The following is a 24,329-nucleotide window of genomic DNA, read 5'->3' on the forward strand; positions in this document are numbered from 1 at the left end:
TTACGCGCTCCGCGGCTCAACGAACATCCGGCCACGCATCTCCATGTGCAGCGCGTGGCAGAACCACTGGCAATAGAACCAATGCACGCCCGGACGGTCGGCAATGAAGGTGACCGAGGCGGTGGCCTGCGGCGCAACCTCCATCGCGATGCCGAAGTTCGACAGACACAACCCGTGGGTCACGTCATCCACGTCATCCAGGTTGGTGACATACAACGTGACCTCGTCACCCTGTTTGACGGTGAACTTCTCAAGGCTGAACACAGGCGCGGTCGAGGTCATGTAGACCCGCACCTTGTTGCCATCGCGGATCGGCTCCTCGGCACCCTCTTCCAGATCGACACCATCAGCCTCGGCCTGTTTGCGGGCATCTTCCCACATCGGGTCGTTGCGATCCCAGACATTGACCGGGTTCACCTTGGACCGGTGCACGAGGATCGAGTCATGCGGTTCCGCGAAGGTCGGGCCGTCATGGACCACCTTCATCTTATCACCCGAGATATCGATCAACTGCTCGTTTTCCGGCTTCAGTGGCCCGACGTTCAGGAAGCGGTCTTTCGAGAACTTGTTCATCGAAATCAGCCACTTGCCATCAGCCTCAGCCGTTTCGCCCATCGAGGTCGAATTGTGGCCCGGCTGATAATGCACATCCACTTTGTCGAGGATTGGATCAACATCCGCACCACCGTAGGCTTCGATGGCCTTGGCGATGTCCCACTTCACCACCTGGCTGTCCAGGAACAGGGTGGTGTAGGCGTTGCCTTTGCCATCAAACGCGGTGTGAAGCGGGCCAAGACCCAGCTGCGGTTCCGCCACGATGGCCGAGCGTGGATCGGCATTGTCGGCAAACAGCGCATCGACCTTTTCCACATCGATCACGGATACGGTCGGGGACAGCTTGCCGTTGATCATGATGTGTTTCTTGTCGGGCGCTGCGTTCACACCATGCGGCGAATTCGGGATCGGAATATACCGCGTCAGGTTGCCACCGGCCTCTTTGCGCCCGTCCACGACCTTGACGCCGTTCAGTTCCTGATAGTTCCCGGCGGCAATCGCGTCTTCGATGCCTTTCAGGTTGAACACGACCACGTGGTCCAGCTCATTCTCGGTCATCTCGGCTAGGTTCATACCCATTTCCGAGTTATACGAGGTCGAGAATGCGTATTTGCCCTGATAGTCGCAGTCAGTGTTGTCGAGGTTGCCCGACACCATCACCTGCCATGCGATCTCCATCGTATCACCATCAATGGCGGTGAAGATGTTCACGTATTGCGACGGATCGTCGAGGATCTCACCATCATTGACCAGCGGGGCCTCGTGTTCGCCATTGGCGAAAATGTAACCGGTGCGCGGGTATTTCTGCGGACGCAGACCGTGGATGTCATGCGCGTTCGGGATTTCGATGATCTTGTCGCATTTCATCACGTCGCAGCGGATGCGCGCGACGCGCGTGTTGGCCTTGTCATTCATGAACAGATAGCGGCCATCATAGGTGCCATCGGTGAAGGACATGTGCGGGTGGTGCAGGTCGCCATTGTCGTAGGTGACTTTGCCATTGGCGGCCAGGTACTGCTTGGTCTCGGGCAGCAGCCCTTCGGTCAGGATCTTCAGCGACTCGTTGGTCTGGCCCCAGCCGGTGGCCGAGCAGCGGTTGAATACCGGAATGCGCATCAACTCGCGCATCGACGGCACGCCGAGGATACGCACCTCGCCGGTCTGACCCGAGGACCAGAAGCCGTAATATTCGTCCAACTCGCCGGGCTCCAGCGCGGCATTGGCGGCGGCGCTGGCCTCTTTCGCGGTCATCAGGGTGCTGCCCAGACCGGTCCCGGCCAACACGGCGCCGGTTGCAGATGCACCCAGCAGTCCGCGGCGTGTGACGTTCAGTTTCTTATCGTGTTCCGACATGATCGTTCCTCCTTTTTAGGAAACGGTTTGCGGTTTGGCGTTCGGATGGTTCGCCGGTGGTTGTCCGAGGGGGGTTTTCGGTTGAACCGACCCTGTCTTGGCCCGCCGTTTCAACTGGCGGATAACGACGGGACATTTGTCCTCGGACTGGTAGAGCACCTGACAATGCAGGCAGGTGACGCACTCGTTCGGATTGATCTCACCGGTGGGGTGGATCGCCTGAACGGGGCATTCGTTGGCGCAGGTCTGACAGGGGGTGCCGCAATCCTTGTAGCGGCGCAGCCAGTCGAACATGCGGATACGGGCAGGGATCGCCAGCGCACCACCCAAGGGGCAGAGATAGCGGCAATAGAACCGTTCGATGAACAGACCGATCCCCAGCAGGGTCAGCGCAAAGACCACGAAGGGCCAGTCGCGCATGAATTTCAGAATAATCGCGGTCTTGAACGGCTCGACCTCGGCATAGGTTTCAGCCAGCGGGATCGAGACAAAACTGATCCCGAACAACACAAGGAAGATCATGTATTTCGCGGGCCAGAGCCGCTCATTCAGGCCCCAGGGCAGTGTCCACTGCGGCACCTTGAAGGCCCGCGCGATCTTGTTGGTCAGTTCCTGCAGCGCGCCAAACGGGCACAGCCAGCCGCAATAAGCACCCCGACCCCAGAACAGCAGCGCGGCAGCGACAGCGAACCATTGGATGAAGACCAACGGGTCCAGCAAGAAGGCATCCCAAGAGAAGCCGGTGCGCAGACTGCCTGCCAGCGCCATCAAGTTCACGACGCTCAGCTGCGCATTGGCGTACCAGCCGATGAAGAACAGCGTCATGGTCAGGTATCCGATGCGGAACCAATAGAAGACGCGGGCGTTCATGGTGGCGTGGAACTGGAAGAAGAATGTCGCTGTCAGCACCAAAAGCATGACGCCCAGCACCCCGATCTCAACCGTGCGATCCTTCCAGATGCGTTTCCAAAGCGCGGCCTTGGCTGCTGCCTCGCCGGTGGCGTCATCGACGACTACAGGGGCCGTAATGGGCAGCAGATACTGCTCGGGCAGTTTGTAGCCCAGATCGAAGGTCAGAAAGGTCTTCTCAACCGCGCCCACAGCCCGCTGCGCCAACAGTTGCAGGCGGAAGGGCTCGGCCGGATCAAACTCGGCCTCAGCGGGGATCTTGAAGATGTCCAATTCCGTAAAGCTTGGGGCATCGGGTGCCGCAACCTTGCCCAACCGGCGCTGCTGCTTGTCGAAGAATCGCACCGAATTGTCGCCTTGGATCAACTGAATCCGGTCGAAAATCCCGCCCCGGACATAGCCCGAGCCCTTGAAGCTGTAGGCCCCACGCCCCAGCACCAGAATGGCCTGCTCGCCTTCGTCCAGCCAGTCGACCATGTTTTGATATTCGGCCTCACCCAGCAGCGACTTGCCGATCGACGGCACGGATACCAACGCCATATGCATATCAATATAGGTGTCATCTGGTTCGCCGGGTTCAGGGCGTTTGATGGCGCGCTGATCTCCGGTGGCTTCGAACGCAGCGTTGACCTGCCCGATATCCAGCGTTAGTCGCCGGACCGAGCCGTTGCCGGACAGGGTGGTCCAGTCGTATACCGCATCCTGCGCCAGATCGACTTCGCGTTTCGGCCCATCGGCCTGCAGCGGAGACAAACCGCCCAACCCCAGCGCCCGCGCCACCTTGATGCCGCCGCGCACAAGACTGTCATCAATCACCATGATCGTGACGGTGGCCCCCGAGATGATATCGAGGTCATGCCCCTCACCGCCGGTTTCAGCCTCAATCTTCAAGTCCAGACCGGCATAGCCTTCGGTCAGCTCAACCATGCGCGCGTTGGGGATGCCAATCAGAACGATGGGCTCCGAGTGTTTGACCAGTTGCACACCGGTTAGCACCGCTTGATCATCGATGGCGGCGACCACATGGATCGGTTTGCCGGAATAGCCGGTGGTGCCAACGAAGTCAGAGGTTAGGAAGGCCCAGGCAACGGTCTCGCCGGCCTTCAGAACGGGTGCAACCGGAACGTCATCGCGGACCGGCCCAATGGCATCAGCACCGGGGGCCAGATCGGCGGGTTCAATCTCGGGCAGGAAGCTGGCGAGGCTGTCGGCATGGGCACTGATCGCCATCAGGCAGGACAGGGCAAGGGCCAGCATTATGTGGATTGCGCGACTTACGACCACGGCGCACCTCCGATACTTAGGGTGGACGCCATGGACGCGCGCAGGGTGCGTTCAGCAGTTTCTTGGGTCGGGCGCGGAGGTCCCCGGGTTTCGGGCCACAGCTTATGCGACTTGTACAACATGGAAGATTTGCTGTTCTGAAGCTGTACAACACGGAAGTTTCCGATTTGCGGTATCTGCACCAGCTCGGGTGCGGGCGCTGCACTGGTGACAGCGCACAGCGCGCAATCGGCGCATTTTGGGCAGTACGCGGTCGGGTCTTCGGTGTCCTCCTCAAGATCAACTTCAACCCAGACCGCGCCGCCTTCCGAGCAGATCTCCATCCAGACACTTTCACCGGGACTCGCCAGCACCGGTCCAAAGGCCTGCAACAACAGAAGGAATATGCCTGCCAACCCACATGCCGCGCGAGTTGCGCGTACAGGGAGATTGTGCAGAGGGATCAGGGCAGGCATGGAGTCTCCGACTCGGAAAGCTATGCCTTTGGGGTATTGGATTCTACCGAGTCGCGACTTGACTTAGGTTAGGTGAAGCAAATTTCTGATTTTCTTTTCAAATCAATCGTCTGCCTCATCCATCAGGCCACGCACCCAGCGCCCTGCCAGCCATGAGGCGGGCACGCCCAAGGGGATGGACCATAAGATCGCAGGTACTGGTTCAATGGCACCAAACCCCGCGCTGTGCAGGATCAGCCCAGCCAGAAACAGGTTGATGGCCACGGTCAGAGCCGTGGCAGGATAAAGCAGGATGGCCAGCTTCCAGACCGGCCATTTGCCTTCAGTGGCTGGTGCCTTCCGAGAAGGTGATTTTGTTCCAGACATTGTACTTCCCAGACGGTTTGCGCATCGGCAGGCGGCGGACCTCTTCCAGCGTTTGCGCGTCATAGACGATCACCGCGCCGTCATCTTCCCAAATCGAAACCAGCGCGTGACTACCATCCTTGGTGAATTCTACATGCGCCACGGTCTTGCCTGGGGCGGGGCGCAAAGTTTTCACGATTTCAAGGCTTTGCTTGTCGATCACGTGTATGGCATCCTTGTTCGGGCCAAAGAACACATCGGCCCAGACGTAAGGCGAGTTCTCATGGCTGCGCATGAAAAATCCTGGCCCTTCGGTTTTGATCCGCTTGACGGTTTCCCATGTTCCCATGTCAATCACCGAGACCGTGCCATCGGTCAGATGCGGCGTAGCCATCACGGTGGTGTCGCCCTGCTGCCAGGTGATCCCCGAACCTAAGTGAGGCATCCCCGGCAGGTCCAGATCTGCGATCTTATGACCGATCACCAGATCAATCACCTGCCCGCCCTTGCCATCACGCGAGGCGCCCATAACGTATTCATAACTCTGATCGAAAAAGAAATCGTCCAGATAATCAGGCGTGGTGATCTTGCGCACGGGGAACGGGTCAGGATTCTTGAACTGCCCCTCAATGCGGAAATCGTGGCCAATACCGGATTGCGGCGGGTTGGCCCCGTAGAACACCTCCCAAATCTCGGGGACATCCTTCAGCGCCAGAACAAAGCTTTCGCGCGGTGGTGCCTGATAAACGGCGGAAACACGGCTGGGAACGCCCTTTTTGCTTTTGACTTCAATGACTTTCGCGACCGACAAGTCCTCTGTCGACAGCAGGGTTAGTGAGTTAGGTAAATAGTTCGCTACTGCCACCCATTTGCCGTCACCCGACATGGCGATGTTGCGGCTGTTCAACCCCGCACGCACGCGGCCCACCTGTTTCAGCGCCCAGATATCATATTTCTGCACCCAGCCATCGCGCGACATGATGAAGACATAGCGCCCATCGGGGCTGAACTTCGGCCCACCATGCACGGCGAACGGGGTTTCGAACCGATCCAGAACCTCGAACGTATCGCCGTCCAGCACACTGACATGATGATCGCCTGTTTCCACCACCAGCGTTATGTTCATCGGGTCGCTGTCCCAGACAGGCGCGTCAACCGATACGTACTCATCATCCAGAGTCCGACTGGCCATGATATCGGCCTCACCCCATTCGGGATCGGTCTCCAGCGGAGATTTCAACCATCCCGCCAGTTCCTCGATCTGCAACGCGTCCAACTCGTGCGAAAACGCAGGCATCTGGGTGGCCGTACGCCCTTCGGCAATCACTGCCGCCACGCGTGGCCCACGCATCCGTTTCAACGTCTCGGGGATCAGCGCCGGACCGACCCCACCCAGACGGTTTTCACCATGGCATGAAGCACAGAATTCAGCATAATCCGAAGGTGCATCAGCCCAAGCTGCGCCGGTCAGCAGCAGCGAGCAGAATGTGCCGATTTTCAAGGTGTCAAAAGAATTGATGCGCCGGATCATGGCTTTTCCCTCGGAACGGCGTGACCTGCAGACGCTCGCCTGCGCCCTGCACGCCGATTTCTTCGTTTGATAGATAGCAGGCCGGGTCCTCGGCCCACGGGTCGCCGGTCAGTTGCAGGGCACGGATGCGGGTGTTGCCGCCGCAGACATCCTTTAACTGACAGGCCCCGCAACGCCCCTTCAAAGGACGCGGACGGGTGCGCAGCATGGCGAGCATCGGGTCATCGCTGGTCCAGAGTTCCGAAAACGATTTGGTCTTCACATTGCCAACAGTGTAATCGGACCAATAAGTGTCGGGATGCACGCGTCCCAGATTGTCGATATTGGCCACACCCAGCCCGCTGGAGTTTCCGCCCCATGCGGCCAGATGTTCCCGCACATGGGCGGCTTTGTCATCGTCGAAATGCGCCCGGACCCAGTTCAGAAAATACCCCGCATCGGCGTCGTTATTGCCAGTCACGATATCCAGAGGACGACCGCCAGACGCAGCTTCCCACGCACGTTCCAGCAGCAGGTCCAGACCCTTACGGGTGCGCAGGTGCTCGGCATCTTCGCCTCGGTTTTTGTCGCCGCGCCCGGCATAGACGAGGTGCGACAGATAGAACTTGTCGACTCCCTCATCATCGCAAAGCTGCAGCAGGTCAGGCAGGTGATGTTGCGTGCCTTCTGTAAGGCAAAACCGCAGACCCACCTTGATGCCGCGTTTCTTGCATTCGCGCACACCGCGCAGGGCGTCGGCAAAGGCGCCTTCGACCCCGCGGAACCAGTCATTCGTGGCCCCGATTCCGTCCAGCGAGATGCCGACATAGTTGAAGCCCACTTCGGCAATCATGTCGGCAGTTTCGTCGTAAATCCGTGTGCCGTTGGTCGACAGTGCCAGCATCGGCACCAGATCGCGGGCGCGTTTGGCGATGTCGAAGAAATCGAACCGGTCCAGTGGTTCCCCACCCGAGAGGATCAGGGCCGGGACGCGAAACTGGCCCAGATCCTCAAGGGTTACCATGGCTTGCTCATGGCTGAGCTCACCCGGGAACGCCACATCCGCCGAGACGGTATAGCAATGGCGGCATTTCAGGTTGCAGCGCCGTGTCAGGTTCCAGATCACCACCGGTTTCACCGGGCCGGGACGGCGTCTGCGCACCGGTGTCGGTTTGACGAGCTGCTGCATGTATTCAGTCAGGCGGAACATGTCTCAGCCTTTCTTTTTCAACCGCAGCCCTGTCTTCTTCAGGATGCGCGTGGAATAAAGGATGTCCTTGGCCCGGCAGGCCTCGCCCAGAATGGCGGTGATCTCGGCGCGTTTTTCCTCGACCTCGTCCCGGTCAGAACCGTGGACCATGGCGAACAGGTTATATGGCCAATCGGGCAGGGCGCGGGGACGTTCGTAGCAGTGGGTGACAAAGGGCAGCGCCCCGATCTGCGTGCCCAATTCCGCAATCTGGCTGTCGTCTACATCCCAAACAGTCATCCCGTTTGCCGTCATCCCCAGCTTGTAGTGGTTCGGAGCGGCGGCGATGCGGCGGATAACACCATGGGATTTCAGCTCTGCCAGACGATACAAAAGGGCATCCTCGTCCAACCCAAGCTTTTCGGCAACGGCTGCGTAAGGCGCAGGCACAAGCGGCAGACCGCTTTGCAGCGCTTCGATAATCTCTCTGTCCTGAACGTCGATCATGCTGCCACCCGGAAGCCGATGAAAAATTCCTGTAGTTTGGGGAAACGGAGAACTTCGATCCCCGTTTCCCGTTCGATCGCATCAGCGGCGGCCTCGATCCCCTCAGGCGTTTCGGTGGCCAGCACGAACCACATGTTCAGCCGGTGCGTACGCTTATAATTATGGGCAACCTCGGCGTGCGCATTGACTTTGGTCAGGACGGTTTCGAATTCATCCTCTGGCACGGCCATGGCGCACAGGCAGAACGCTCCACCCATTGCAGCGGCGTCGAAAAACGGGCCGAAACGTGTGATGATCCGCTGCTCTTTCATTCGTGCGAGACGGGTTAGGAGTTCGTCTTCGGGAATCCCAAGTTCCTGGGCTACACTGGCAAAGGGATGCGCGGTCAGCGGCAGGTCATCCTGCATCCGGTTCAGGATTACGCGGTCGGTCGCGTCCATAGTCATGCTGCTGCCTCTTTCGGTTGGATCAACGCGCCGGTCTGTTTGAAACAACGGGTCGAAAACAGCACTTTGTTCCGTGCGCCTGCCAGTTCGGGCAGAGCGGCGGCTGCGGCCAGAACCTCCATCGCTTCGGGGCGCGAGCGTGCATGGATCATGGAATAGAGGCGATAGGGCCAGACATCCTTGACCGGGTTGCGCTCATAGCACAGCGTCACGCCGGGATAGGCCGCCAGCGCCGGTCCAGCCGTGTCCACCTGTTCGGGCGGCATGTCCCAAACAACCATCGCATTGGCTGACCAGCCGAGCGCCCGGTGGCGCACGATAACCCCGAGACGAGAGATTATGCCTGCTGTTTGCAGCGCTTCGATACGCCCCATTACGTCGGAATCATCTCTGCCCAGCGTTTGTGCCAATGCGGCATAAGGAATCTCTGTCAGGGTCAGGCCCGAGCTGAGCGCCTGCAGCAACTCGCGATCTCCGGGCTGCATGGCTGAGCGATCCACCTTACGAAGGCCAGGAACATTGCGTGTTTTTCCCGACATACGAAAGCCCAAATCGACGTTGAATGGACGTACGAGGCGCAGGTCCAGAACCCGCAGTCCGGAACGCTGCGATATCCGTGCAAGGGTGTCATCGACATGGGTGCGATCCGGGCCGGTTGCGACGAACCAGAGGTTCCAGTCATCCTCCCGCTGGTAGTTGTGGTTCACGCCCGGTTCGGCGTCGATCAGGGCTGCAATCTCTTCCAACCGATGTTCGGGGGCCGCAACAGCGGCCAAGGTGCTGGCCGAAACCGCGCCCGGAGCGATGGTGGCACCCACGCGTGTAATCCGCCCGGTGGCCTGCATGCGAGTAAGGCGATCAATCACCTCGGCTTCGTCCAGCCCTAGCAAAGACGCCAACACCTGAAACGGACGCTCTGTTATCGGAAAGTCGCGCTGAAACTCGTCCAGCAAACGGCGGTCGATGGGATCGGTGATGTGTTGCATGTCAAAGCCCCATTCTGTGCGCACGGGCGGTGAAGAAAATGCCGGATGGGCTGTCGGCGTCGATCTCGCGCAGTTTTTCAAACGTTTGCGTGTCGTAGACCATAACCTTGTTGGCGTCGCGCACGCTGATCCAGACCTCATGCCCTCGCGGAGTGAACTCCATATGCAGTACGGCAGGGCCGGGTTTGAATTCGTGAATGATCTCCTTGGTCACAGAATCAATAACCTGAATGGTGTCGTTCAAAGGGTGGGCAAAGTTTACCCAAACCTGCCGCCCGTCAGGACGGGCCATGGCAAAGACCGGCTGACCATGGGTCTGCGTACGTCCGGTCTCGGTCAGAGTGTCGGCGTCGATCCACAGAACCTCGTGATGGCCGACGGCAGGCAGCACAAATTCGCGCCCCGTCAGCGCCCAGCCTTCGAGGTGAGGCATCTTGTAGACCGGCATCTCCTCTTGCCCGCGCCCATAGTTGGGCAGCACGCGGATGGGTTCGGGCGTCTCGGCCCAAAGGTCCAGCGCGGTCAGGCCATCCTCGCCAAACAAGCCGGTGATATAGGTGCGGCCATTTGCGGTGATCAGCGCGTCGTAAGGATTCTTGCCCATGTCGGGGATCTTGGTGATCGCGGGTGCGCCGTTGGAGAAATCAGCAATCCAGGTCTCGCCCGTGTCCCACATGGTGAACACGAACCGGCGGCCGGGTGCATCGACCAATCCGATGGTTTTGCTGTCGGTAGGAATGTCCGCGACCATCTCTAGCGTGTCCGCATCGAAGACGCGTACACCGCCAGGTTCATAATTCGATACAGCGACCAGCTCGCCGTCATCCGAAATGGCACCGCCAATGGCGTTGCCCGCCTGCACGACCCGGTTCACGATCTGGCGGGTGACGATATCCACCTTGGTCAGGCCGCCGTCACGCCCAAAAACATAGGCAAAGCGTTCATCGGGTGAATAGACCAGCGAGGCATGGGACAGATCGCCCAACCCTTCGATCCGGGCCAGCGCGGCGCGGTCGGATTGGTCCACCAGAAGAACCGAGCCCTTGGCGCGTTCGATCACAAGTCCTAGGTCGCCGGTCGCCGTGGGTTCAGCCTGGGCGGTGGTCATGAGCAAAGTGGCGGCGAGGGTAAGGATGAGCTGTTTCATTGTGCCTCCTGTGCCAGCAGGTAACGGGCGATCCATTCGGCCTCTTCTTCGCTGATCAGAGGCCGCCATGGGGGCATCGCGGTGTCGGGGATGCCGTCGAGGATCACGCCGGTCAGAACGTCCGCGTCGTAGTGCTCCAGAGTCTCGGATCTCAGATCAGGGCCGAGACCACCTTTCAGCGACAGCCCGTGGCAAGAGCCGCAGTCCTGATGGACAAGACGCTTCAGTGCGTTGGGGTCAAGAGTGTCGGCGGCGAAGGCCGTGGTGGCAACAAGCACTGCGGAAGTGAGAACAGCACGTGCTGCCCATCCTTTGCGTCCTCTCACAGCCGGTTGCTGTGCCGGCCTTCTGGAACCGAACTTAGCCATGCGCCTGCTCCAAAAGGTCGGCCACAGGCCGTTCTGCATAAAGTGAAACTACCTTGCCGATGATGAACAGCGTGGGCGCCTTTAGCCCGGCCTTGCGCACATCAGAGGCCAGCCGATCCAGCCGGGATACCATCCGGCGCTCATCAGGTGTGGTCGCTTTGCCTACCGCCAAAACCGGAGTTGAGCCGGGCAGGTTCTCAGTCATCAGTCCCATGGCGATCTGGCCGATATTGGCGACGCCCATATAGACGACTAAGGTCGAGTCCGGGTCGGCCAGACGTTTCCAATCCAGATCCAGCACCTTGTCGGCCTGTCGGTGCCCGGTGACATATTGCACCGATGTCGCCAACCCGCGATGGGTCAGCGGCACGCCTGTCGAACAGGATGCCCCCTGCGCTGCGGTAATGCCTGGCGCGTATTCGACTGGGATTCCGTTTGCCATCAGGTGCGCGGCCTCTTCCGAGCCGCGTCCGAAGATCATCGGGTCACCCCCCTTGAGGCGAGCAACGGTGTGACCGGCGCTGGCTTCCTCGACGAGGATTTCGTTGATGCGATCCTGCGGCACGGTATGACACTTGGGGGCCTTCCCAACCGGGATCAGCCGTGCGCCATCAGCGTGCAGATTGAGGATATCGGCCGAGACCAGACGGTCATAGACCACCACGTCCGCCTCTTGCAGCATCCGCAGCGCGCGCAGGGTCATCAGTTCGGGGTCACCGGGGCCTGCGCCAATCAGAAAAACCTTACCGCTCATGTGCAAACTCGCTTGGTCTGAATGTCTTCGGAGCCCGGAATTCCTGCGCGATCAGGGGACGTTGCTGGGTGAGCCGGGCGTGTCATGCGGCCAGACTGGCGTAATCTGAAAGGAACCTCCTTGACTAAAGTTAAGGAGCGCGGGAATTGCCCCGCGCTCCTTTCGGCTTGCCTGTATGATTGCCTCGGCTCAGGGTTCGACGGTGATCATGCCGATCATGTTCTGTGTCTCCCAATGTGGGCCACACAGATAGTCCTGTGGACCCGGGGTGAGGAAGGTCAGGTCAACCGTCTCCTCAGGAAACAGACGGTCGCTTTCGGGCTCGCTGCCGTCTTTCAGCAGGACCGAGTGACTGGTGCGCTTATCGACATTCACCCAGCGCACGGTTGTGCCCGGTTTCACGGTTAGCTCGGCTGGGCAGAACGTGTATTTGTACATCAGCACCACATCGGCACCCTCAACGGCGGAGGAGGGCTGACCGAACAGCTCGACATAGCGCTCTTCGGCTTCGGCACACAGCGCGGCGGTGTCCTCTGCCCATGCGGGCGCGGCCAGAAGCAGCAGCGCAGGGAGAAGGTGTTGGGGTTTCATTGTCCAAGTCTCCTCTTTTGAGCGGAAGGGACCGGATCGCCCGGTCCTTCTTCCTTATTGTTTGACGACGTTGATAAAGGCGTTGTCGTCGTCCAATGCCAGGCTGGTATCCAGCGTCACGTGGTGGAACCGTGCGGCGGCAAAGTCATCGTGGATGGCAAAGCCCACCGTATAGGTCTGACCGGCCTCCAGCGGCACGTCACCGGCTGCGCCCGAGTTCAATGGGCGGGTGAAGACCACGGTCCACATACCTGCATCAAGGCTGGCCGAGGCGGCGATCTCACCGTCATTGACCACGCGCTGTTCCAGCAGATAGCCGTTGGTGGCGCTACCGTCCGCGTAGACGCGCATCAGATCCAGATAGGTGCCATCGGCCAGATACTGCTCGATCTGATCGGCGGCCTGCAGCTTGTCCCAGCCACCCAGCGCCTTACCGCGGCGGCCTTTGATCTCGACCTCGGTGCGGCTTTCGCTGATGTATTTGGTCACAGTGTCCTGCGTGCTCAGCCGACCCGAGACATCGCCATTTGCGGCAATCGCCTCGGCACCCGGGTCAAAGGGCATGTAGCTGTTGTCTGCATGGCACGAGGCCCAGCAGCCGACCTGATCGCCCAGCTCAATCCCAGTGCCGGTGATCATCATGGCCACCTTGATCTGGTTGTCCGGGTCCATCTTGCCGCCATCGACAAAGGGGGCGGGGTTGTGGCCCGCATCCGGCCATTGCAGACGGATATACAGGGTCTCATCATCATGAGCGGCTTGCACGGTCGCATCGATCACACCACGTTTGCCCGGGATCGGGGTTGGTTCCAGATCCCCACCGGCCACGATCTTGTTGCCGATCGCGTCCAGTTCGGCAGCGTGACAGGTGGTGCACTTGTCTCCGCCCTTGGTCAAAGGACGTGCTCCGCCGTGGGATCTGCCGTTCTGAACCCATTCAAACGAGGCCTGACCGGGATAGAACAGTTTCATATCTGCACCGGGGACAGCGGCCCAATCGATATTTGTGCCAACATCGCTGCCGCCACCTGCCGGGGCTGCGGCATCTTCGCCAGAAGCTTTGGCACGCTCTTCCGCGACGGCTGCGTCAACCGCTGCTGCGATCTGGGCCTGAACAGCCTCTTGCTGGGCTACACGCGCGGCTTTCTCAGCCTCGGCATCGGCGGCTTCTTTGGCTTCGATCCGCTCGAGACTGGCCAGATATTCGGCGGGGATTTCGCGAATGAAATCTGGGTTCGGCGCTTCAAGCTTTTCCAGATACTCTTCGTCGGCCCGGTCGCGGGCGTCCGAGTGCGCAATCCCCTTGTGGCAGTCAATACAGGTCTGTCCGACGGTCATCGCGTTCAGGTGCTGCTGACGGGCGCGGGGTTTCTGGAACTCGGGCATCATCGACTCGAAGTCATGGCAGTTGCGGCACTCGCGCGAGTCCGTGGATTTCATCCGCTCCCATTCGTTCATAGCCAGATGTACGCGCTTGGCTTCAAACTTTTCGCGGGTGTTGATGGTGCCGACCACCTTGCCATACAGTTCTTTGGACGCCTTGATCTTGCGGATGATCTTGTGAGTCCAATCCTTGGGCACGTGACAGTCGGAACAGACCGCGCCTACGCCCGAACGGTTCACGTCGTGGATTGTGCCGGTGTATTCTTCGTAAACGAAATCTCGCATCTCGTGGCACGAGACGCAGAATTCCTTGGTGTTGGTAGCTTCCATAGCGGTGTTGAACCCGCCCCAGAAGATGATGCCGGCGGCAAAGGCCGCAGCGATCCCGGCCACGGGCATTCCCCACAGGAAATACCGGCGCCAGATTGGTTTTTTCTTTTCCGGTTCGGAGGTCATATCCGGTCTCCGTTTTGGCTTCTTTTTCTGGCCCTGGATGTCAGGCCTGTGGATTTGGCTGATGAGTCAAACGAGGAAAGGGCGGGCGAGGGGCCCGCCCTTTCCGGTGCTGAGTACAAAACCCGTCAGGTGACGTGGTTCGAACGGTTGTAGACATTGAACTTGCCGGTGGGTGCAAACAGTCCCTTCACGCGGCCGATCTCTTCCAGCGTCTTGGCGTCGAAGATCACGATCTCTCCATTTGGCTCTTTCGAGGTCGAGCGGTTCCACTTGGACACCCAAACCTCGGATCCGTCTTGGTTGAACTCGAAGTGAACGGCGACGTTGCCTTCCTCTTCTGTGATCTGGATCGTTTTCACGATCTCACCGGTTGCCTTGTCGATGACCTGCACCGATTGCTGGATCTCAGGCTCGGGGTGCTTGGTCTGGTCGGCCCAGATGTAGTCCGAGTTCGGATGGGTCCGGATGAACAGACCGGGTCCGTCGGTTTCCACCTCATAGCAGACCTTCCAGGCATCGTCCGGGCGGCCTTCGGGGTCGTTGCCCCAAACGGTAACCGTGCCTTCGCCCAAGTGGGTCGTACCGGCAACAGGACCGCAATTCGGGTCATCCCAGTTGGCGCCCGGGCCGGGGTGCGGCAGCGGCGCGGTATCGATCATAGCTTCCAGCTTGTGAGTCTCGGTATCGACCACGACCATCTTGTTCGACGCGTTTGCGGCGATCTGGAAATAACGGCCGGTCGGATCAAAGAACCCGTCATGCAGGAACTTTGCGCTGTCGATCTTGTCGATACGCAGGTTGTCCAGATCGGAGTAGTCCACCTGCCACAGCTGACCGAGTTCCTTGACGGCCACGATCCACGTGGGCTCGTTCGGGGTGGTGTAGATGGCGGCCACGCGGGCCTCTTCCACATAATCCCCGTCCACGTTGTAGCCACGGGTCGAGACAACCTTTTTCGGCTCCATGGTTTCGGCGTCGACGATGGCGAAATGAGGGGGCCAATAGGCGCCACCGATGACGTATTTACCGTCACCCGATACCGCCACGTCGCGAGCGTCATAACCAATGGTAACCTCGGCAACCAGCATGTTCTCGGGGTTCTGCCACAGGTCGATCTTGGTCATCTTCCCGTCGCGGCCCATGGTGTACCAGAAGCGGCCCGGGTTTTCCGGTTCTTCCAATTTGTGGTGTTCCGAGGCTTTCAGAACGTGCACCGCATAACCGGTCGGGATATGCGCCAGCACTTCCTTGGTGTCACCGTCAATCACGGCCACCTTGCCCACGTCACGTTCGATGACCACGAAGAAGTTTTCCCAGTTGCGGCCATGCAGCGGCTCGGTCGGGTAATCTTCAGGTTCGACATAGACTTTGCGCGTCGCCATCATCTGCTCAAGCGACATTTCTGGCGGTTGGGGTGGCTCCATCTGGATGTAGGTCGCCATATCGCGGATTTCTTCTTCGGACATCACGTCCGAGAAGTTGTTCATCCCGCCTTCGGTGCCCCATGCGATGATTTTTTCCAGCCGCTCCTGCCCCAGTTTCAGGGTGCCCGACTCGGTTACGGTACCATCGTCATTCTTCGTTTCAACCAGCGGCTCAAGGCTTTTGCCGGTTGCCCCTTTGCGCAACACACCGTGACAACCGGCGCAGCGTTCAAAGTAAAGTTGTTTTGATGATTCAAAGGCTTCCTTGCTCAGGGTTGGCTCTTCGGCAAAGACTGGCGCAGCGACGCTGCCCAGCAACATTGCCAAACCGACCCCTAAGGCGCGGCCAGTTCTGTTGTAGCTGATTCCAAGTGACATGATCACTCTCCATTTGCTGGTGAGGCAGGTCCTAGGGTGAAACATCACGCGTTTGTCATCCTTGACGAAAGTCAACGGAGCGCGCGCAAATTGGAAATTGACGGGCTATAATGAGCCATAAAACAAAGGGAAAACCTGAGTTTCAGGGACATGTTTTTCGGATGCTTGATTTCGGTTAAGTCCATCACTGGTCGGCCTTGCTAAACCTGTTCCAACAGCCATTGAGGCCGAGGAGAACAGGCATGTCGGCAGTGATCGCGCGCGTATTGGGCGAGGGGTTTCGCATCTTTTTCCTGTCCGCCGGACTTTTTGGTCTGTTCGCGGGAGGCGCGTGGGGTTTTTGGTTGATGACGCAGACCGGGTTGGTCGGATACGAAGACCCAACCTATTCCATGAGTCCCCCAATGTGGCACGCGCATGAGATGATCTTTGGCTATGCCACAGCAGCTCTGGGCGGGTTCTTTCTGACGGCTGTTCCCAACTGGACCGGGACCCCAGAGGCGCGCGCCAGGTTCATCATGCTGGCCGCAGGTCTCTGGTTGGCCGGGCGGGTAGCGATGTGGTTCTCCGGTGCGCTGCCGCCGGTTCTGGTCGCTGTGTTCGATCTGGTCTTTGTTCCAATTCTGGCGGCAAAGATTGCTACTCAGCTGATCCGACGCCCCAAACCGCAGAACATGGTATTCCTTTTGCTGCTCAGTGCGATCTGGATTGCCAACTTGTTAACCCATTTAGAGTGGATCGGTGTGACCAGCGATACGCTGGACATCGGATTGCGGGCGGGGTTGCTGACGCTCTGTAGCCTAATCGCGATACTTGGCGGGCGCATTACGCCAGCTTTCACCCGAAATGCGATGAAACGCGCGGGAGAGCCCGAATCCAACTGGCCTATTTCGGTAGGAGCGTTTGATAAAGCCGCCATGGGGCTTGCACTGTCACTGCCGCTGAGCGTGCTCGTCTTTGGAATCGCACCTGTATCAGGCGCTATCGCGCTAATGCTTGGCGTTGCTCAGATCCTGCGCATGGCACGTTGGCGCGCACGCTGGGCACTGCGGCAGCCGATCCTGATCGCGTTGCATCTGGGGCTGGGCATGCTGGCGCTGGGCCTGATCCTGTGGGGGCTGGCTGTGCAGGGGTTCGGCAGCGAGATCGGGGCGCTGCATGTTCTGGGCATTGGTTGCGTCGGCGGCATGACCCTTGCCGTGATGAGTCGGGCCGCCCTCGGCCATAGTGGCCGTGCCCTCGTGGCCCCGCCACCCATGGCGATCGCTTACGGTTTGATGGCGGCAGCCGCAGTTTTGCGCTGGGTCGGGTCGGCGTTTGGCCAGGGATATCTGGTTGCGATGCTGGCCTCAGATGGGCTGTGGATATGCGCCATCGTCTTGTATCTGGTGGCGATGTGGCCCGCGTTGACCGGGCCACGTCTAGCGGCCTGAGCAACGGTTCTTAGATCAAGAAGGTCGGAGCAACGCCCTGTCATTCTTAATATGTCGTTGCAGCAAAGTATGGATTTGTCTTCCGCGTTTTGGAATCTGGCGGGCTGCGATTGGTTGATGGTCTGGCAAAGCTAACTCTGGGAAGAGCGCAACAATTTCGGCCAGCGCCTCGGGCTGTATTCCTTTCAAGGCTTGCTTGCCTGTGAATAGGCTTTCTGACGGCGCGCCTTCCGCCAGCACGATCTCATGCCGGTCGAACAGAATATGGAAATACACCACGCCCTGAGATGTCTCGTCGACGGTTATGCCGGGTATGCCGACCAGCTTATGGGCTGGGACCAGAACCTCTTCGCTGTCGAACATGCGAACGGCGATACTCGAACGGATCAACATGCGATGCTGCGGTGAGACCAACAGATCACGTCGCGGCAGGTTGCTTCCCAGGCTGCCCGCTGTGATTCGGATCGGGCGCAGCTTGGGATTGAGCGCAAATTCAGACCTATCCAGAGCGCGCGCGCCGATCCAGCGAATTGGTTGTGGCCCATGATCCAAGGTGACAACCATGTCACCAGCGGAAAGCGTTTCTATCGCGACATCACCATCAGGTGTCGCGATAAGCGTTCCGGCTGAGAAACAAGGAACATCAACGATGGAACCGGGGTCAGTCGTGTCCGGTGCGTTGCTCGGTGTAACGTTGACGACGCTCATCGAATACGTCACCCCGGGATCTAGGGGCTCAGAGGTTATGTAGCCAGCGTTGGTTCCTTCAACCTCGACAAGGTACACAGTGATTGTCCCACCGCCGGGATTCGTCAGAATGTAGGATTCTTCCAGATAGATGTCGCCGCTCAGAAACGTTGTCGAACCATCAAGGTTTGTTACCGTTCCGGTCTGTGTATCGTCGTCGCCATTTTCGTTGTTGAATCTGTCGCCGTTGAAAACATCCCCGGTATCGGGAACTGGCGGGCCAAACCCATTTCGAATGAAACCACCGGCCTCGTCCTCAACATTGAATACCCTTCGGTCCGTCGCGGGGTCATAGCTTGCGTCCAGGGTGATCGTATCAGGCCCAATTGTATTCACCGTAATAACGCCGGGTGCGTACCCGATGTATGAGTAGTTCGCCATTCTTTAACCACCACGCTTCAGGTGCCATCTACGCACCTCTATTCACCAATAAATCGAGAACGCTCGCTTCAACTGTTCGAACGTCCGGAAACATGCTGTTCTAAGTACTATTTTTCAAGGCAATCTGAGGGCATTTTAGTGATACTGGCGCAATTATGATCACTGGTGTCCAATTCCGCGCTTACTTTGGCATGCTTGACTTTCGTTAAGGCAGCCCTGCGACCCACCCGCCATTGTCATCAGACTAGCTAATCTGCGCAAAGGAGAGCGCAATGCGAGAAGTCATGACAAAGAGCATGGCTCGCAACATATTCTATGGCGGGTCACTGTTCTTCATCCTCATCTTCCTGGCCCTGTCGGCCCACTCGCACTGGTACATCGTCAACTCCGAGAATTCGGCGAAGCTTGATGACAGTGTGGTTCGGGGCAAACATGTCTGGGAAAAACATGCCTGCATCAACTGTCACACGATCCTGGGCGAGGGCGCCTACTACGCGCCGGAAGTCGGGAATGTGATGACCCGCTGGGGTGTGCTGGACGACCCGGAATCGGCCTTTGAAGCGCTCAAGGGCTGGATGGAGGCGCAGCCGACCGGCATTCCCGGTCGTCGGCAGATGCCCAATTTCAACCTCAGCGACGAAGAGATCCGCGATCTGACCAACTTCTTGATCTGGACGGACAACATCGATGCGCAGGGCTGGCCGCCCAACGAGGCAGGCTGAGAAAGGGAACGGAGCAATGAAATACGAATCCCAAAAAATCGCCTACGCCTACTTCGCAGTAGCGATGGCCCTGTTCGCGGTACAGGTAATCGGCGGCCTGCTGGCCGGTTTCATCTATGTATTCCCGAACTTCCTGAGTGAGCTTCTGCCGTTCAATATCGTACGGATGCTGCACACCAACTCTCTGATCGTCTGGCTACTGCTGGGCTTCTTCGGTGCGGCCTACTTCCTGATCCCCGAAGAGACCGAGCGCGAGATTCATTCGACCAAGCTGGCCTATCTGCAGTTGATCATTCTTGTGGTTGGCACGCTGGGCGTGGTCGTGACCTATGTCTTCAACCTGTTCGAAGGCAACTGGCTGCTGGGCAAAGAGGGGCGCGAGTTCCTTGAACAACCCAAATGGGTCAAGGCGGGCATCGTCGTGGCCGCGCTGATGTTCCTTTACAACGTGTCACTGACCGTTCTGAAGGGCAAGAAGACGGCAATATCGAGCATCCTTGTTCTGGGCCTCTGGGGTCTGGCGCTGCTGTTCCTGTTTGCTTTCTACAACCCGGGCAACCTGTCGCTCGACAAGCAATACTGGTGGTATGTCGTCCACCTATGGGTCGAAGGCGTATGGGAGCTGATCATGGCCTCGATCCTGGCCTACCTGATGCTGAAGCTAACGGGCGTTGACCGTGAGGTGGTCGAGAAATGGCTCTATGTCATCGTCGCCGCCGCGCTGTTCTCGGGCATCCTTGGGACAGGTCACCACTACTATTGGATCGGTACACCCGGCTATTGGCAGTGGATCGGTTCGATCTTCTCAAGCCTCGAGGTGATCCCGTTCTTCGCGATGATGGCCTTTGCCTTCGTCATGGTCTGGAAGGGCCGTCGTGACCACCCTAACAAGGCTGCTCTGCTGTGGTCACTGGGCTGTGCAACGCTTGCCTTCTTCGGTGCCGGTGTCTGGGGCTTCCTGCACACGCTGCACGGGGTGAACTACTATACCCATGGCACGCAGATCACCGCAGCCCACGGTCACCTGGCTTTCTACGGTGCTTATGTCTGCCTCAACCTGGCGATCTTCAGCTATGCGATGCCGATCCTGAAGAACCGTGATCCCTACAATCAGGTTCTGAACATGGGCTCGTTCTGGCTTATGACCAGCGGCATGGTCTTCATGACCTTCGTCCTGACCTTCGGTGGTACCGTGCAGACTCACATGCAACGTGTGGTCGGTGACTACTTCATGGACGTGCAGGACCAGATTGCGATCTTCTACTGGATGCGTCTTGGCTCTGGTGTGGTCGTGGTCCTTGGTGCGCTGCTGTTCATCTACTCGATCTGGGTGCCCCGGAAAGAGGTGATTGAACCCGGTGCCTCTGAAACCCCTGCGGAGTAATGGATATGGATGGCTCCATGAAACTGAATGAGGGGGCGGCGAACGCCCCCTTCTACCTCGCCCAAAGCGATGAATGCGATGTGTTCACCGCCGCCTACAACAACGACCTGCCGGTCTTGCTGAAAGGCCCAACAGGTTGCGGCAAGACCCGCTTTGTGGCCCACATGGCCGCCAAGCTTGGCCGCCCGCTTTACACCGTAGCCTGCCACGATGACCTCGCCGCCGCCGACCTGATCGGTCGCTACCTGTTGAAGGGCGGCGAAACCGTCTGGGTTGACGGCCCTCTGACTCGTGCGGTGCGCGAAGGCGCGATCTGCTACCTTGATGAGGTGGTCGAAGCCCGCAAGGACGTCACCGTTGTGCTGCACCCGCTGACCGATGACCGGCGCATCCTGCCGATCGACCGCACCGGCGAAGAGCTTGAGGCCGCGCCCGGCTTCATGCTGGTGGCCTCGTACAACCCCGGATACCAGAATATCCTGAAAACCCTGAAACCCTCGACCAGGCAGCGGTTCATCTCGCTGGAATTCGACTTTCCTTCGCCCGAGATGGAGGCCGAAGTCGTCGCGCAAGAAAGCGGTCTGCCGCTTGAACGCTGTAAACCGCTGGTACGCCTTGCAGGTAAGTTGCGCGGGCTTAAGGGTCAGGACCTTGAGGAAGGCGTGTCCACCCGGCTGGTCGTTTATGCCGCGACGCTGATCGCACAGGGCATGTCCACCGACCGCGCCATCCTCGCCGCAATGATCGAACCTCTGACTGATGATGAGGATATCAAACGCGGGCTCCTCGATCTTGTCACGGCTGTCTTTGGGTGAGGCCGGCCGATGGTCAGGATCGATTTTGAGCCATGGGAACCCGAAGAAACGATCGGGAAACTGTGGCACACCCTTGCCAGTCGCCTTGATGCACCTGAAGTGCATGATGGAGCCGCGGTCGACCTCTCAGAGGTCGCAGGGCGGCTGGCAGTCCTCTTTCGAGGACTTGGGGGTAGTCCGGGCGTAGAATTGCGCCCGGTCTCGCCCGAGATTTCGCGCCACCGTCTGGGGTGGCGTCGTCGTCTGGCAACCGAGGCCGAGCTAATGCCGCGTGCGTCGTTCGATGGCGAAGTTCTGCGTTTGCCGGATCGGCTAGCGGTGTTTCCCGCGCGTGAAGCCAACGGTGCGCTTTATGTCTGGCTGGCCGCCGCCGCTGCACATGCCGGAACTCGTAGCGACGAAGACGACCCGTTGCGCGCCGACCTGCATGCGCTTGTTGCCGCCCGACAGATGGTCAAGGCGGCGTTGCACAACGCCCCCGGCCTGCGCCCGCTATATGCGGAACTGTGTAAGGGCGTGCTGTATCAACGCGACATTTCCGGGCTGCCACCCGTCGAGGCAGCGGTTGAAGAACTGGCCCGCCACATGCTTGGCGACCCCGCGCCTTTGTCGCCAAAGGCTGAACATCTTCTAGCGTTGGATGACGACCTCACCGCCCCGCGCGGCTATCAGCATTTCCGGCCTGTCCCGCTGTGGCCCGAGTTGCGCCCGGTCGGGTTCTCCGAACATAACGAAGTGGAGAACCCCGAAACCGAAGGACCACCTGAGGAATCCGGCGAAAAAACTCACCGTGCCCGCCGCCGCAAATCGGATCAGGCCAACCGCAGCGACAGTTTCATCCTGCACAAGTTCGAAGCGATCCTCAGTTGGGCCGAGTTCCTGAACATCAACCGGCGCATCGACGATGACGATCCTGATAACGCCAAGAAAGCCGCCGATGATCAGGAAGAGATTGGCTTGGGTCAGATCTCGAAGGCGCCGCCGACCAAACTGAAACTTCATCTGGACCTCGCTCCGGAGGACGTGAACCGCGAACGCCTGTCGGGACGGGTTCTGTATCCCGAATGGGACGTGCGCACCGGCCAATACTTGCCCGATCATGTCAACGTTCTGACCTCGGACGCCGAGATTCGCGAAGATGCCGCCGAGTTCGGCAAAGACCCCGCCACTGCCCGCCGCATCCGCGCCGTGAAACGCCAGTTCGAGGCGCTGCGCCCGGGCCGCGTGATGACGCGCGGTCATCTGGATGGTGACCAATTGGATATCGAGGCAGCCGTTCGGGCGCAGGTAGACCGTTGTACCAATGGCGAAGGCACCGAACGCATTTGGATGCAATCGCGCCCCGAGGCGCGCGATCTGGCGGTGTCTATCCTGCTGGATGTCAGCCGCTCGACCGAAAGCGCCGTCACAGGCCGCGCCGTGATCGACATTGAACGCGAGGCTCTTGCGGCACTCGCCTGGGGTCTGAACGCCTGCGGCGACGATTTCGCCATCCACGCCTTCAGTTCGCTGAAACGCCAGCGGGTTTACGTGCAGCGCTGCAAACGCTTCGACGAGCCGATGGGTGGTTTGGTGGAACAGCGCATAGCCTCGCTGCGCCCCGGCCACTATACCCGCCTCGGCGCCGCAATCCGCCATTGTTCCGCCGATCTGGCCAGCCAATCGCGCAAACGCCGGTTGCTATTGATCATCACTGACGGCAAACCCAACGACCTGGACCATTACGAGGGTCGCCACGGTATCGAAGACACCTGCATGGCCGTGCGCGAGGCGCGTAGGGCAGGGCAATCGGTCTTTGGCGTTACCATCGACAAAACCGGCAAAAGCTGGTTCCCGCGCATGTTCGGTCAAGGCGGCTTCGCCGTCATCCCCGACCCGCACCGGCTGATCATGGCCCTGCCTCAGATCTACCGCCAACTGGTTGGAGCATGAGCGACGCCTCTTTGATCGATGAGCTTCCGGGCGAGCTGCTGATGTGGGTTCTGATCATCTCGGAATTGCTGGTTTTCGGCGCGGGCCTGATTGCCTTTATGGGCGTGCGCCTGACCGACCCGACAGGATTTGCCGAGGCTCAATCGCACCTTTACCGGACAGGGGCAGCGCTAAACACGGTGGTGCTGGTCACTTCGGGCTATCTGGCGGCGCAGGCGCTGCAGTGGCGAAAAATCGCGCGCCGGGGCGTGGCTCGAATGGCCTTGATCACTGCCGCCGTGCTGGGTGTCGTGTTCCTGATCATCAAAGGTGCGGAATACGCGGGCAAAGCCGAACAGGGGATCACCTATGAGACCCACCCATTTTTCCTGTTCTATTATCTGCTGACCGGGTTTCACGCCGCACATGTGTTGGCAGGGGTCGGTATCCTGCTGCTGGTCACCTGGCGTGACGATCCACGCAACATTGAGGCAGGTGCGCAGTTCTGGCACATGGTCGATCTGGTCTGGATCCTGCTTTTCCCCGTGATCTACCTGTTGGGATAATACGGATGCCCGCAGCTTCATCTTTTCCCAAATACTCCCGCCGGAGGCTCCCGAATACGCTCACGCGCGCATGGCTCAGCCTTCTGGCGCTCAGCGTTGCATCTGCACTGCTGACTGTGCTGCCCATCCCGCCAGCCGTTCTGGCGGGGTGTATTCTGGTCCTCGCACTGGCGAAATGTCGCGTTATCCTGGCTTGTTATCTTGATCTCGTAAACAGCCCGGCCTGGCTGCGAGGTTTCACCATGGTGCTGACGGGCTTTGCCATCATTGTCTTTGCCCTCTACCTGATCTGACTCAAAAAAACGCCGCCTCCGGGGAGACGGCGAAGTT

The 24,329-nt window shown here is 59.2% G+C and carries 23 protein-coding genes; 7 read left to right on the top strand and 16 right to left on the bottom strand.

Annotated features, from left to right (window positions below; translation table 11 throughout):
- The 15 genes from nosZ to ACR0CZ_RS18155 form a co-directional block, all read right to left on the bottom strand.
- Entirely contained in the window at positions 1–1,908 is a 1,908-nt protein-coding gene (gene nosZ / locus ACR0CZ_RS18085; RefSeq protein WP_170398107.1) for a TAT-dependent nitrous-oxide reductase, read from the bottom strand.
- A 15-nt stretch (positions 1,909–1,923) separates the two neighbouring features.
- Entirely contained in the window at positions 1,924–4,074 is a 2,151-nt protein-coding gene (locus tag ACR0CZ_RS18090) for a 4Fe-4S binding protein (protein WP_480503915.1), read from the bottom strand.
- Between the two features lie 17 nt (positions 4,075–4,091).
- Positions 4,092–4,556 (bottom strand): DUF2946 family protein, encoded by a 465-nt coding sequence (locus tag ACR0CZ_RS18095; protein ID WP_170398112.1) that lies wholly within the window; start codon positions 4,554–4,556, stop codon positions 4,092–4,094.
- A 102-nt stretch (positions 4,557–4,658) separates the two neighbouring features.
- A complete protein-coding gene (locus ACR0CZ_RS18100; RefSeq protein ID WP_170398115.1) occupies positions 4,659–4,922 on the bottom strand; it encodes a hypothetical protein in 264 nt (87 codons plus the stop codon).
- The gene (locus tag ACR0CZ_RS18105) at positions 4,879–6,432 is read right to left on the bottom strand and encodes a nitrite reductase (RefSeq protein WP_170398118.1); all 1,554 of its coding nucleotides are present in this window, start codon (positions 6,430–6,432) and stop codon (positions 4,879–4,881) included. The genes ACR0CZ_RS18100 and ACR0CZ_RS18105 overlap by 44 nt, the downstream gene beginning before the upstream one ends.
- A complete protein-coding gene (gene nirJ / locus ACR0CZ_RS18110; protein ID WP_170398121.1) occupies positions 6,407–7,621 on the bottom strand; it encodes a heme d1 biosynthesis radical SAM protein NirJ in 1,215 nt (404 codons plus the stop codon). Before nirJ ends, ACR0CZ_RS18105 begins: the two co-directional genes overlap by 26 nt.
- 3 nt (positions 7,622–7,624) lie before the next feature.
- Positions 7,625–8,107 carry a siroheme decarboxylase subunit beta gene (gene ahbB / locus ACR0CZ_RS18115; protein ID WP_170398124.1) on the bottom strand — a complete coding sequence of 161 codons (483 nt, stop codon included), beginning with the start codon at positions 8,105–8,107 and terminating at the stop codon, positions 7,625–7,627.
- Positions 8,104–8,553, bottom strand: coding sequence for an AsnC family transcriptional regulator (locus tag ACR0CZ_RS18120; protein ID WP_170398127.1), 450 nt, complete (start codon positions 8,551–8,553; stop codon positions 8,104–8,106). Before ACR0CZ_RS18120 ends, ahbB (ACR0CZ_RS18115) begins: the two co-directional genes overlap by 4 nt.
- A complete protein-coding gene (ahbB, locus tag ACR0CZ_RS18125) occupies positions 8,550–9,539 on the bottom strand; it encodes a siroheme decarboxylase subunit beta (RefSeq protein WP_170398130.1) in 990 nt (329 codons plus the stop codon). Before ahbB (ACR0CZ_RS18125) ends, ACR0CZ_RS18120 begins: the two co-directional genes overlap by 4 nt.
- A 1-nt stretch (position 9,540) precedes the next feature.
- On the bottom strand, positions 9,541–10,686 hold the full coding sequence (locus tag ACR0CZ_RS18130) for a cytochrome D1 domain-containing protein (RefSeq protein ID WP_170398133.1): 1,146 nt from the start codon (positions 10,684–10,686) through the stop codon (positions 9,541–9,543).
- Positions 10,683–11,054 carry a c-type cytochrome gene (locus tag ACR0CZ_RS18135; RefSeq protein WP_480459890.1) on the bottom strand — a complete coding sequence of 124 codons (372 nt, stop codon included), beginning with the start codon at positions 11,052–11,054 and terminating at the stop codon, positions 10,683–10,685. Before ACR0CZ_RS18135 ends, ACR0CZ_RS18130 begins: the two co-directional genes overlap by 4 nt.
- Positions 11,047–11,808, bottom strand: coding sequence for a uroporphyrinogen-III C-methyltransferase (gene cobA, locus ACR0CZ_RS18140; protein WP_170398137.1), 762 nt, complete (start codon positions 11,806–11,808; stop codon positions 11,047–11,049). The genes ACR0CZ_RS18135 and cobA overlap by 8 nt, the downstream gene beginning before the upstream one ends.
- 189 nt (positions 11,809–11,997) lie before the next feature.
- Positions 11,998–12,399 (bottom strand): plastocyanin/azurin family copper-binding protein, encoded by a 402-nt coding sequence (locus ACR0CZ_RS18145; protein WP_170398140.1) that lies wholly within the window; start codon positions 12,397–12,399, stop codon positions 11,998–12,000.
- A gap of 54 nt (positions 12,400–12,453) precedes the next feature.
- Positions 12,454–14,238 carry a NapC/NirT family cytochrome c gene (locus ACR0CZ_RS18150; protein WP_170398143.1) on the bottom strand — a complete coding sequence of 595 codons (1,785 nt, stop codon included), beginning with the start codon at positions 14,236–14,238 and terminating at the stop codon, positions 12,454–12,456.
- A 125-nt stretch (positions 14,239–14,363) separates the two neighbouring features.
- Positions 14,364–16,040, bottom strand: a complete 1,677-nt coding sequence (locus ACR0CZ_RS18155) for a cytochrome D1 domain-containing protein (protein WP_170398146.1) — start codon at positions 16,038–16,040, stop codon at positions 14,364–14,366.
- 242 nt (positions 16,041–16,282) lie between these two features.
- On the opposite strand from ACR0CZ_RS18155, the gene ACR0CZ_RS18160 reads away from it, so the two are divergent.
- Positions 16,283–17,473, top strand: coding sequence for an NnrS family protein (locus tag ACR0CZ_RS18160; RefSeq protein WP_170398149.1), 1,191 nt, complete (start codon positions 16,283–16,285; stop codon positions 17,471–17,473).
- Positions 17,474–17,488: 15 nt separating this feature from the next.
- Here the strand turns inward: ACR0CZ_RS18160 and ACR0CZ_RS18165 are convergent, their stop codons facing one another.
- Complete coding sequence (locus tag ACR0CZ_RS18165) at positions 17,489–18,601, bottom strand: Hint domain-containing protein (RefSeq protein WP_480503897.1); 1,113 nt, start codon at positions 18,599–18,601, stop codon at positions 17,489–17,491.
- A gap of 272 nt (positions 18,602–18,873) precedes the next feature.
- Between ACR0CZ_RS18165 and ACR0CZ_RS18170 the strand changes: the two genes are divergently transcribed.
- The 6 genes from ACR0CZ_RS18170 to ACR0CZ_RS18195 are packed head-to-tail and all read left to right on the top strand — an operon-like array spanning position 18,874 to position 24,292.
- Positions 18,874–19,323, top strand: coding sequence for a c-type cytochrome (locus ACR0CZ_RS18170; protein WP_170398152.1), 450 nt, complete (start codon positions 18,874–18,876; stop codon positions 19,321–19,323).
- Positions 19,324–19,339: 16 nt separating this feature from the next.
- On the top strand, positions 19,340–20,707 hold the full coding sequence (locus tag ACR0CZ_RS18175; protein ID WP_170398155.1) for a cbb3-type cytochrome c oxidase subunit I: 1,368 nt from the start codon (positions 19,340–19,342) through the stop codon (positions 20,705–20,707).
- Positions 20,708–20,712: 5 nt separating this feature from the next.
- A complete protein-coding gene (locus tag ACR0CZ_RS18180) occupies positions 20,713–21,522 on the top strand; it encodes a CbbQ/NirQ/NorQ/GpvN family protein (protein WP_170398158.1) in 810 nt (269 codons plus the stop codon).
- 9 nt (positions 21,523–21,531) lie between these two features.
- The gene (locus ACR0CZ_RS18185) at positions 21,532–23,454 is read left to right on the top strand and encodes a nitric oxide reductase D protein (RefSeq protein WP_170466512.1); all 1,923 of its coding nucleotides are present in this window, start codon (positions 21,532–21,534) and stop codon (positions 23,452–23,454) included.
- Complete coding sequence (locus tag ACR0CZ_RS18190; RefSeq protein WP_480537227.1) at positions 23,451–23,999, top strand: cytochrome c oxidase subunit 3; 549 nt, start codon at positions 23,451–23,453, stop codon at positions 23,997–23,999. Before ACR0CZ_RS18185 ends, ACR0CZ_RS18190 begins: the two co-directional genes overlap by 4 nt.
- A gap of 5 nt (positions 24,000–24,004) precedes the next feature.
- The gene (locus ACR0CZ_RS18195) at positions 24,005–24,292 is read left to right on the top strand and encodes a cytochrome C oxidase subunit IV family protein (protein WP_480459885.1); all 288 of its coding nucleotides are present in this window, start codon (positions 24,005–24,007) and stop codon (positions 24,290–24,292) included.
- Positions 24,293–24,329: the final 37 nt, after the last annotated feature.

The organism is Ruegeria sp. H9 (genome assembly GCF_056532915.1).

Excerpts from the sequence above, each read along its gene's own strand:
- ACR0CZ_RS18120 (WP_170398127.1), bottom strand. The coding sequence starts at position 8,553 with ATGACTATGGACGCGACCGACCGCGTAATCCTGAACCGGATGCAGGAT.
- ACR0CZ_RS18100 (WP_170398115.1), bottom strand. The coding sequence starts at position 4,922 with ATGTCTGGAACAAAATCACCTTCTCGGAAGGCACCAGCCACTGAAGGC.
- ACR0CZ_RS18105 (WP_170398118.1), bottom strand. The coding sequence starts at position 6,432 with ATGATCCGGCGCATCAATTCTTTTGACACCTTGAAAATCGGCACATTC.
- ACR0CZ_RS18090 (WP_480503915.1), bottom strand. The coding sequence starts at position 4,074 with ATGCTGGCCCTTGCCCTGTCCTGCCTGATGGCGATCAGTGCCCATGCC.
- ACR0CZ_RS18195 (WP_480459885.1), top strand. The coding sequence starts at position 24,005 with ATGCCCGCAGCTTCATCTTTTCCCAAATACTCCCGCCGGAGGCTCCCG.
- ACR0CZ_RS18150 (WP_170398143.1), bottom strand. The coding sequence starts at position 14,238 with ATGACCTCCGAACCGGAAAAGAAAAAACCAATCTGGCGCCGGTATTTC.
- ACR0CZ_RS18135 (WP_480459890.1), bottom strand. The coding sequence starts at position 11,054 with ATGGCTAAGTTCGGTTCCAGAAGGCCGGCACAGCAACCGGCTGTGAGA.
- ahbB (WP_170398124.1), bottom strand. The coding sequence starts at position 8,107 with ATGATCGACGTTCAGGACAGAGAGATTATCGAAGCGCTGCAAAGCGGT.
- ACR0CZ_RS18160 (WP_170398149.1), top strand. The coding sequence starts at position 16,283 with ATGTCGGCAGTGATCGCGCGCGTATTGGGCGAGGGGTTTCGCATCTTT.
- ACR0CZ_RS18130 (WP_170398133.1), bottom strand. The coding sequence starts at position 10,686 with ATGAAACAGCTCATCCTTACCCTCGCCGCCACTTTGCTCATGACCACC.
- ACR0CZ_RS18095 (WP_170398112.1), bottom strand. The coding sequence starts at position 4,556 with ATGCCTGCCCTGATCCCTCTGCACAATCTCCCTGTACGCGCAACTCGC.
- nosZ (WP_170398107.1), bottom strand. The coding sequence starts at position 1,908 with ATGTCGGAACACGATAAGAAACTGAACGTCACACGCCGCGGACTGCTG.
- ACR0CZ_RS18180 (WP_170398158.1), top strand. The coding sequence starts at position 20,713 with ATGGATGGCTCCATGAAACTGAATGAGGGGGCGGCGAACGCCCCCTTC.
- ACR0CZ_RS18165 (WP_480503897.1), bottom strand. The coding sequence starts at position 18,601 with ATGGCGAACTACTCATACATCGGGTACGCACCCGGCGTTATTACGGTG.
- nirJ (WP_170398121.1), bottom strand. The coding sequence starts at position 7,621 with ATGTTCCGCCTGACTGAATACATGCAGCAGCTCGTCAAACCGACACCG.
- cobA (WP_170398137.1), bottom strand. The coding sequence starts at position 11,808 with ATGAGCGGTAAGGTTTTTCTGATTGGCGCAGGCCCCGGTGACCCCGAA.
- ACR0CZ_RS18175 (WP_170398155.1), top strand. The coding sequence starts at position 19,340 with ATGAAATACGAATCCCAAAAAATCGCCTACGCCTACTTCGCAGTAGCG.
- ACR0CZ_RS18170 (WP_170398152.1), top strand. The coding sequence starts at position 18,874 with ATGCGAGAAGTCATGACAAAGAGCATGGCTCGCAACATATTCTATGGC.
- ACR0CZ_RS18155 (WP_170398146.1), bottom strand. The coding sequence starts at position 16,040 with ATGTCACTTGGAATCAGCTACAACAGAACTGGCCGCGCCTTAGGGGTC.
- ACR0CZ_RS18185 (WP_170466512.1), top strand. The coding sequence starts at position 21,532 with ATGGTCAGGATCGATTTTGAGCCATGGGAACCCGAAGAAACGATCGGG.
- ahbB (WP_170398130.1), bottom strand. The coding sequence starts at position 9,539 with ATGCAACACATCACCGATCCCATCGACCGCCGTTTGCTGGACGAGTTT.
- ACR0CZ_RS18145 (WP_170398140.1), bottom strand. The coding sequence starts at position 12,399 with ATGAAACCCCAACACCTTCTCCCTGCGCTGCTGCTTCTGGCCGCGCCC.
- ACR0CZ_RS18190 (WP_480537227.1), top strand. The coding sequence starts at position 23,451 with ATGAGCGACGCCTCTTTGATCGATGAGCTTCCGGGCGAGCTGCTGATG.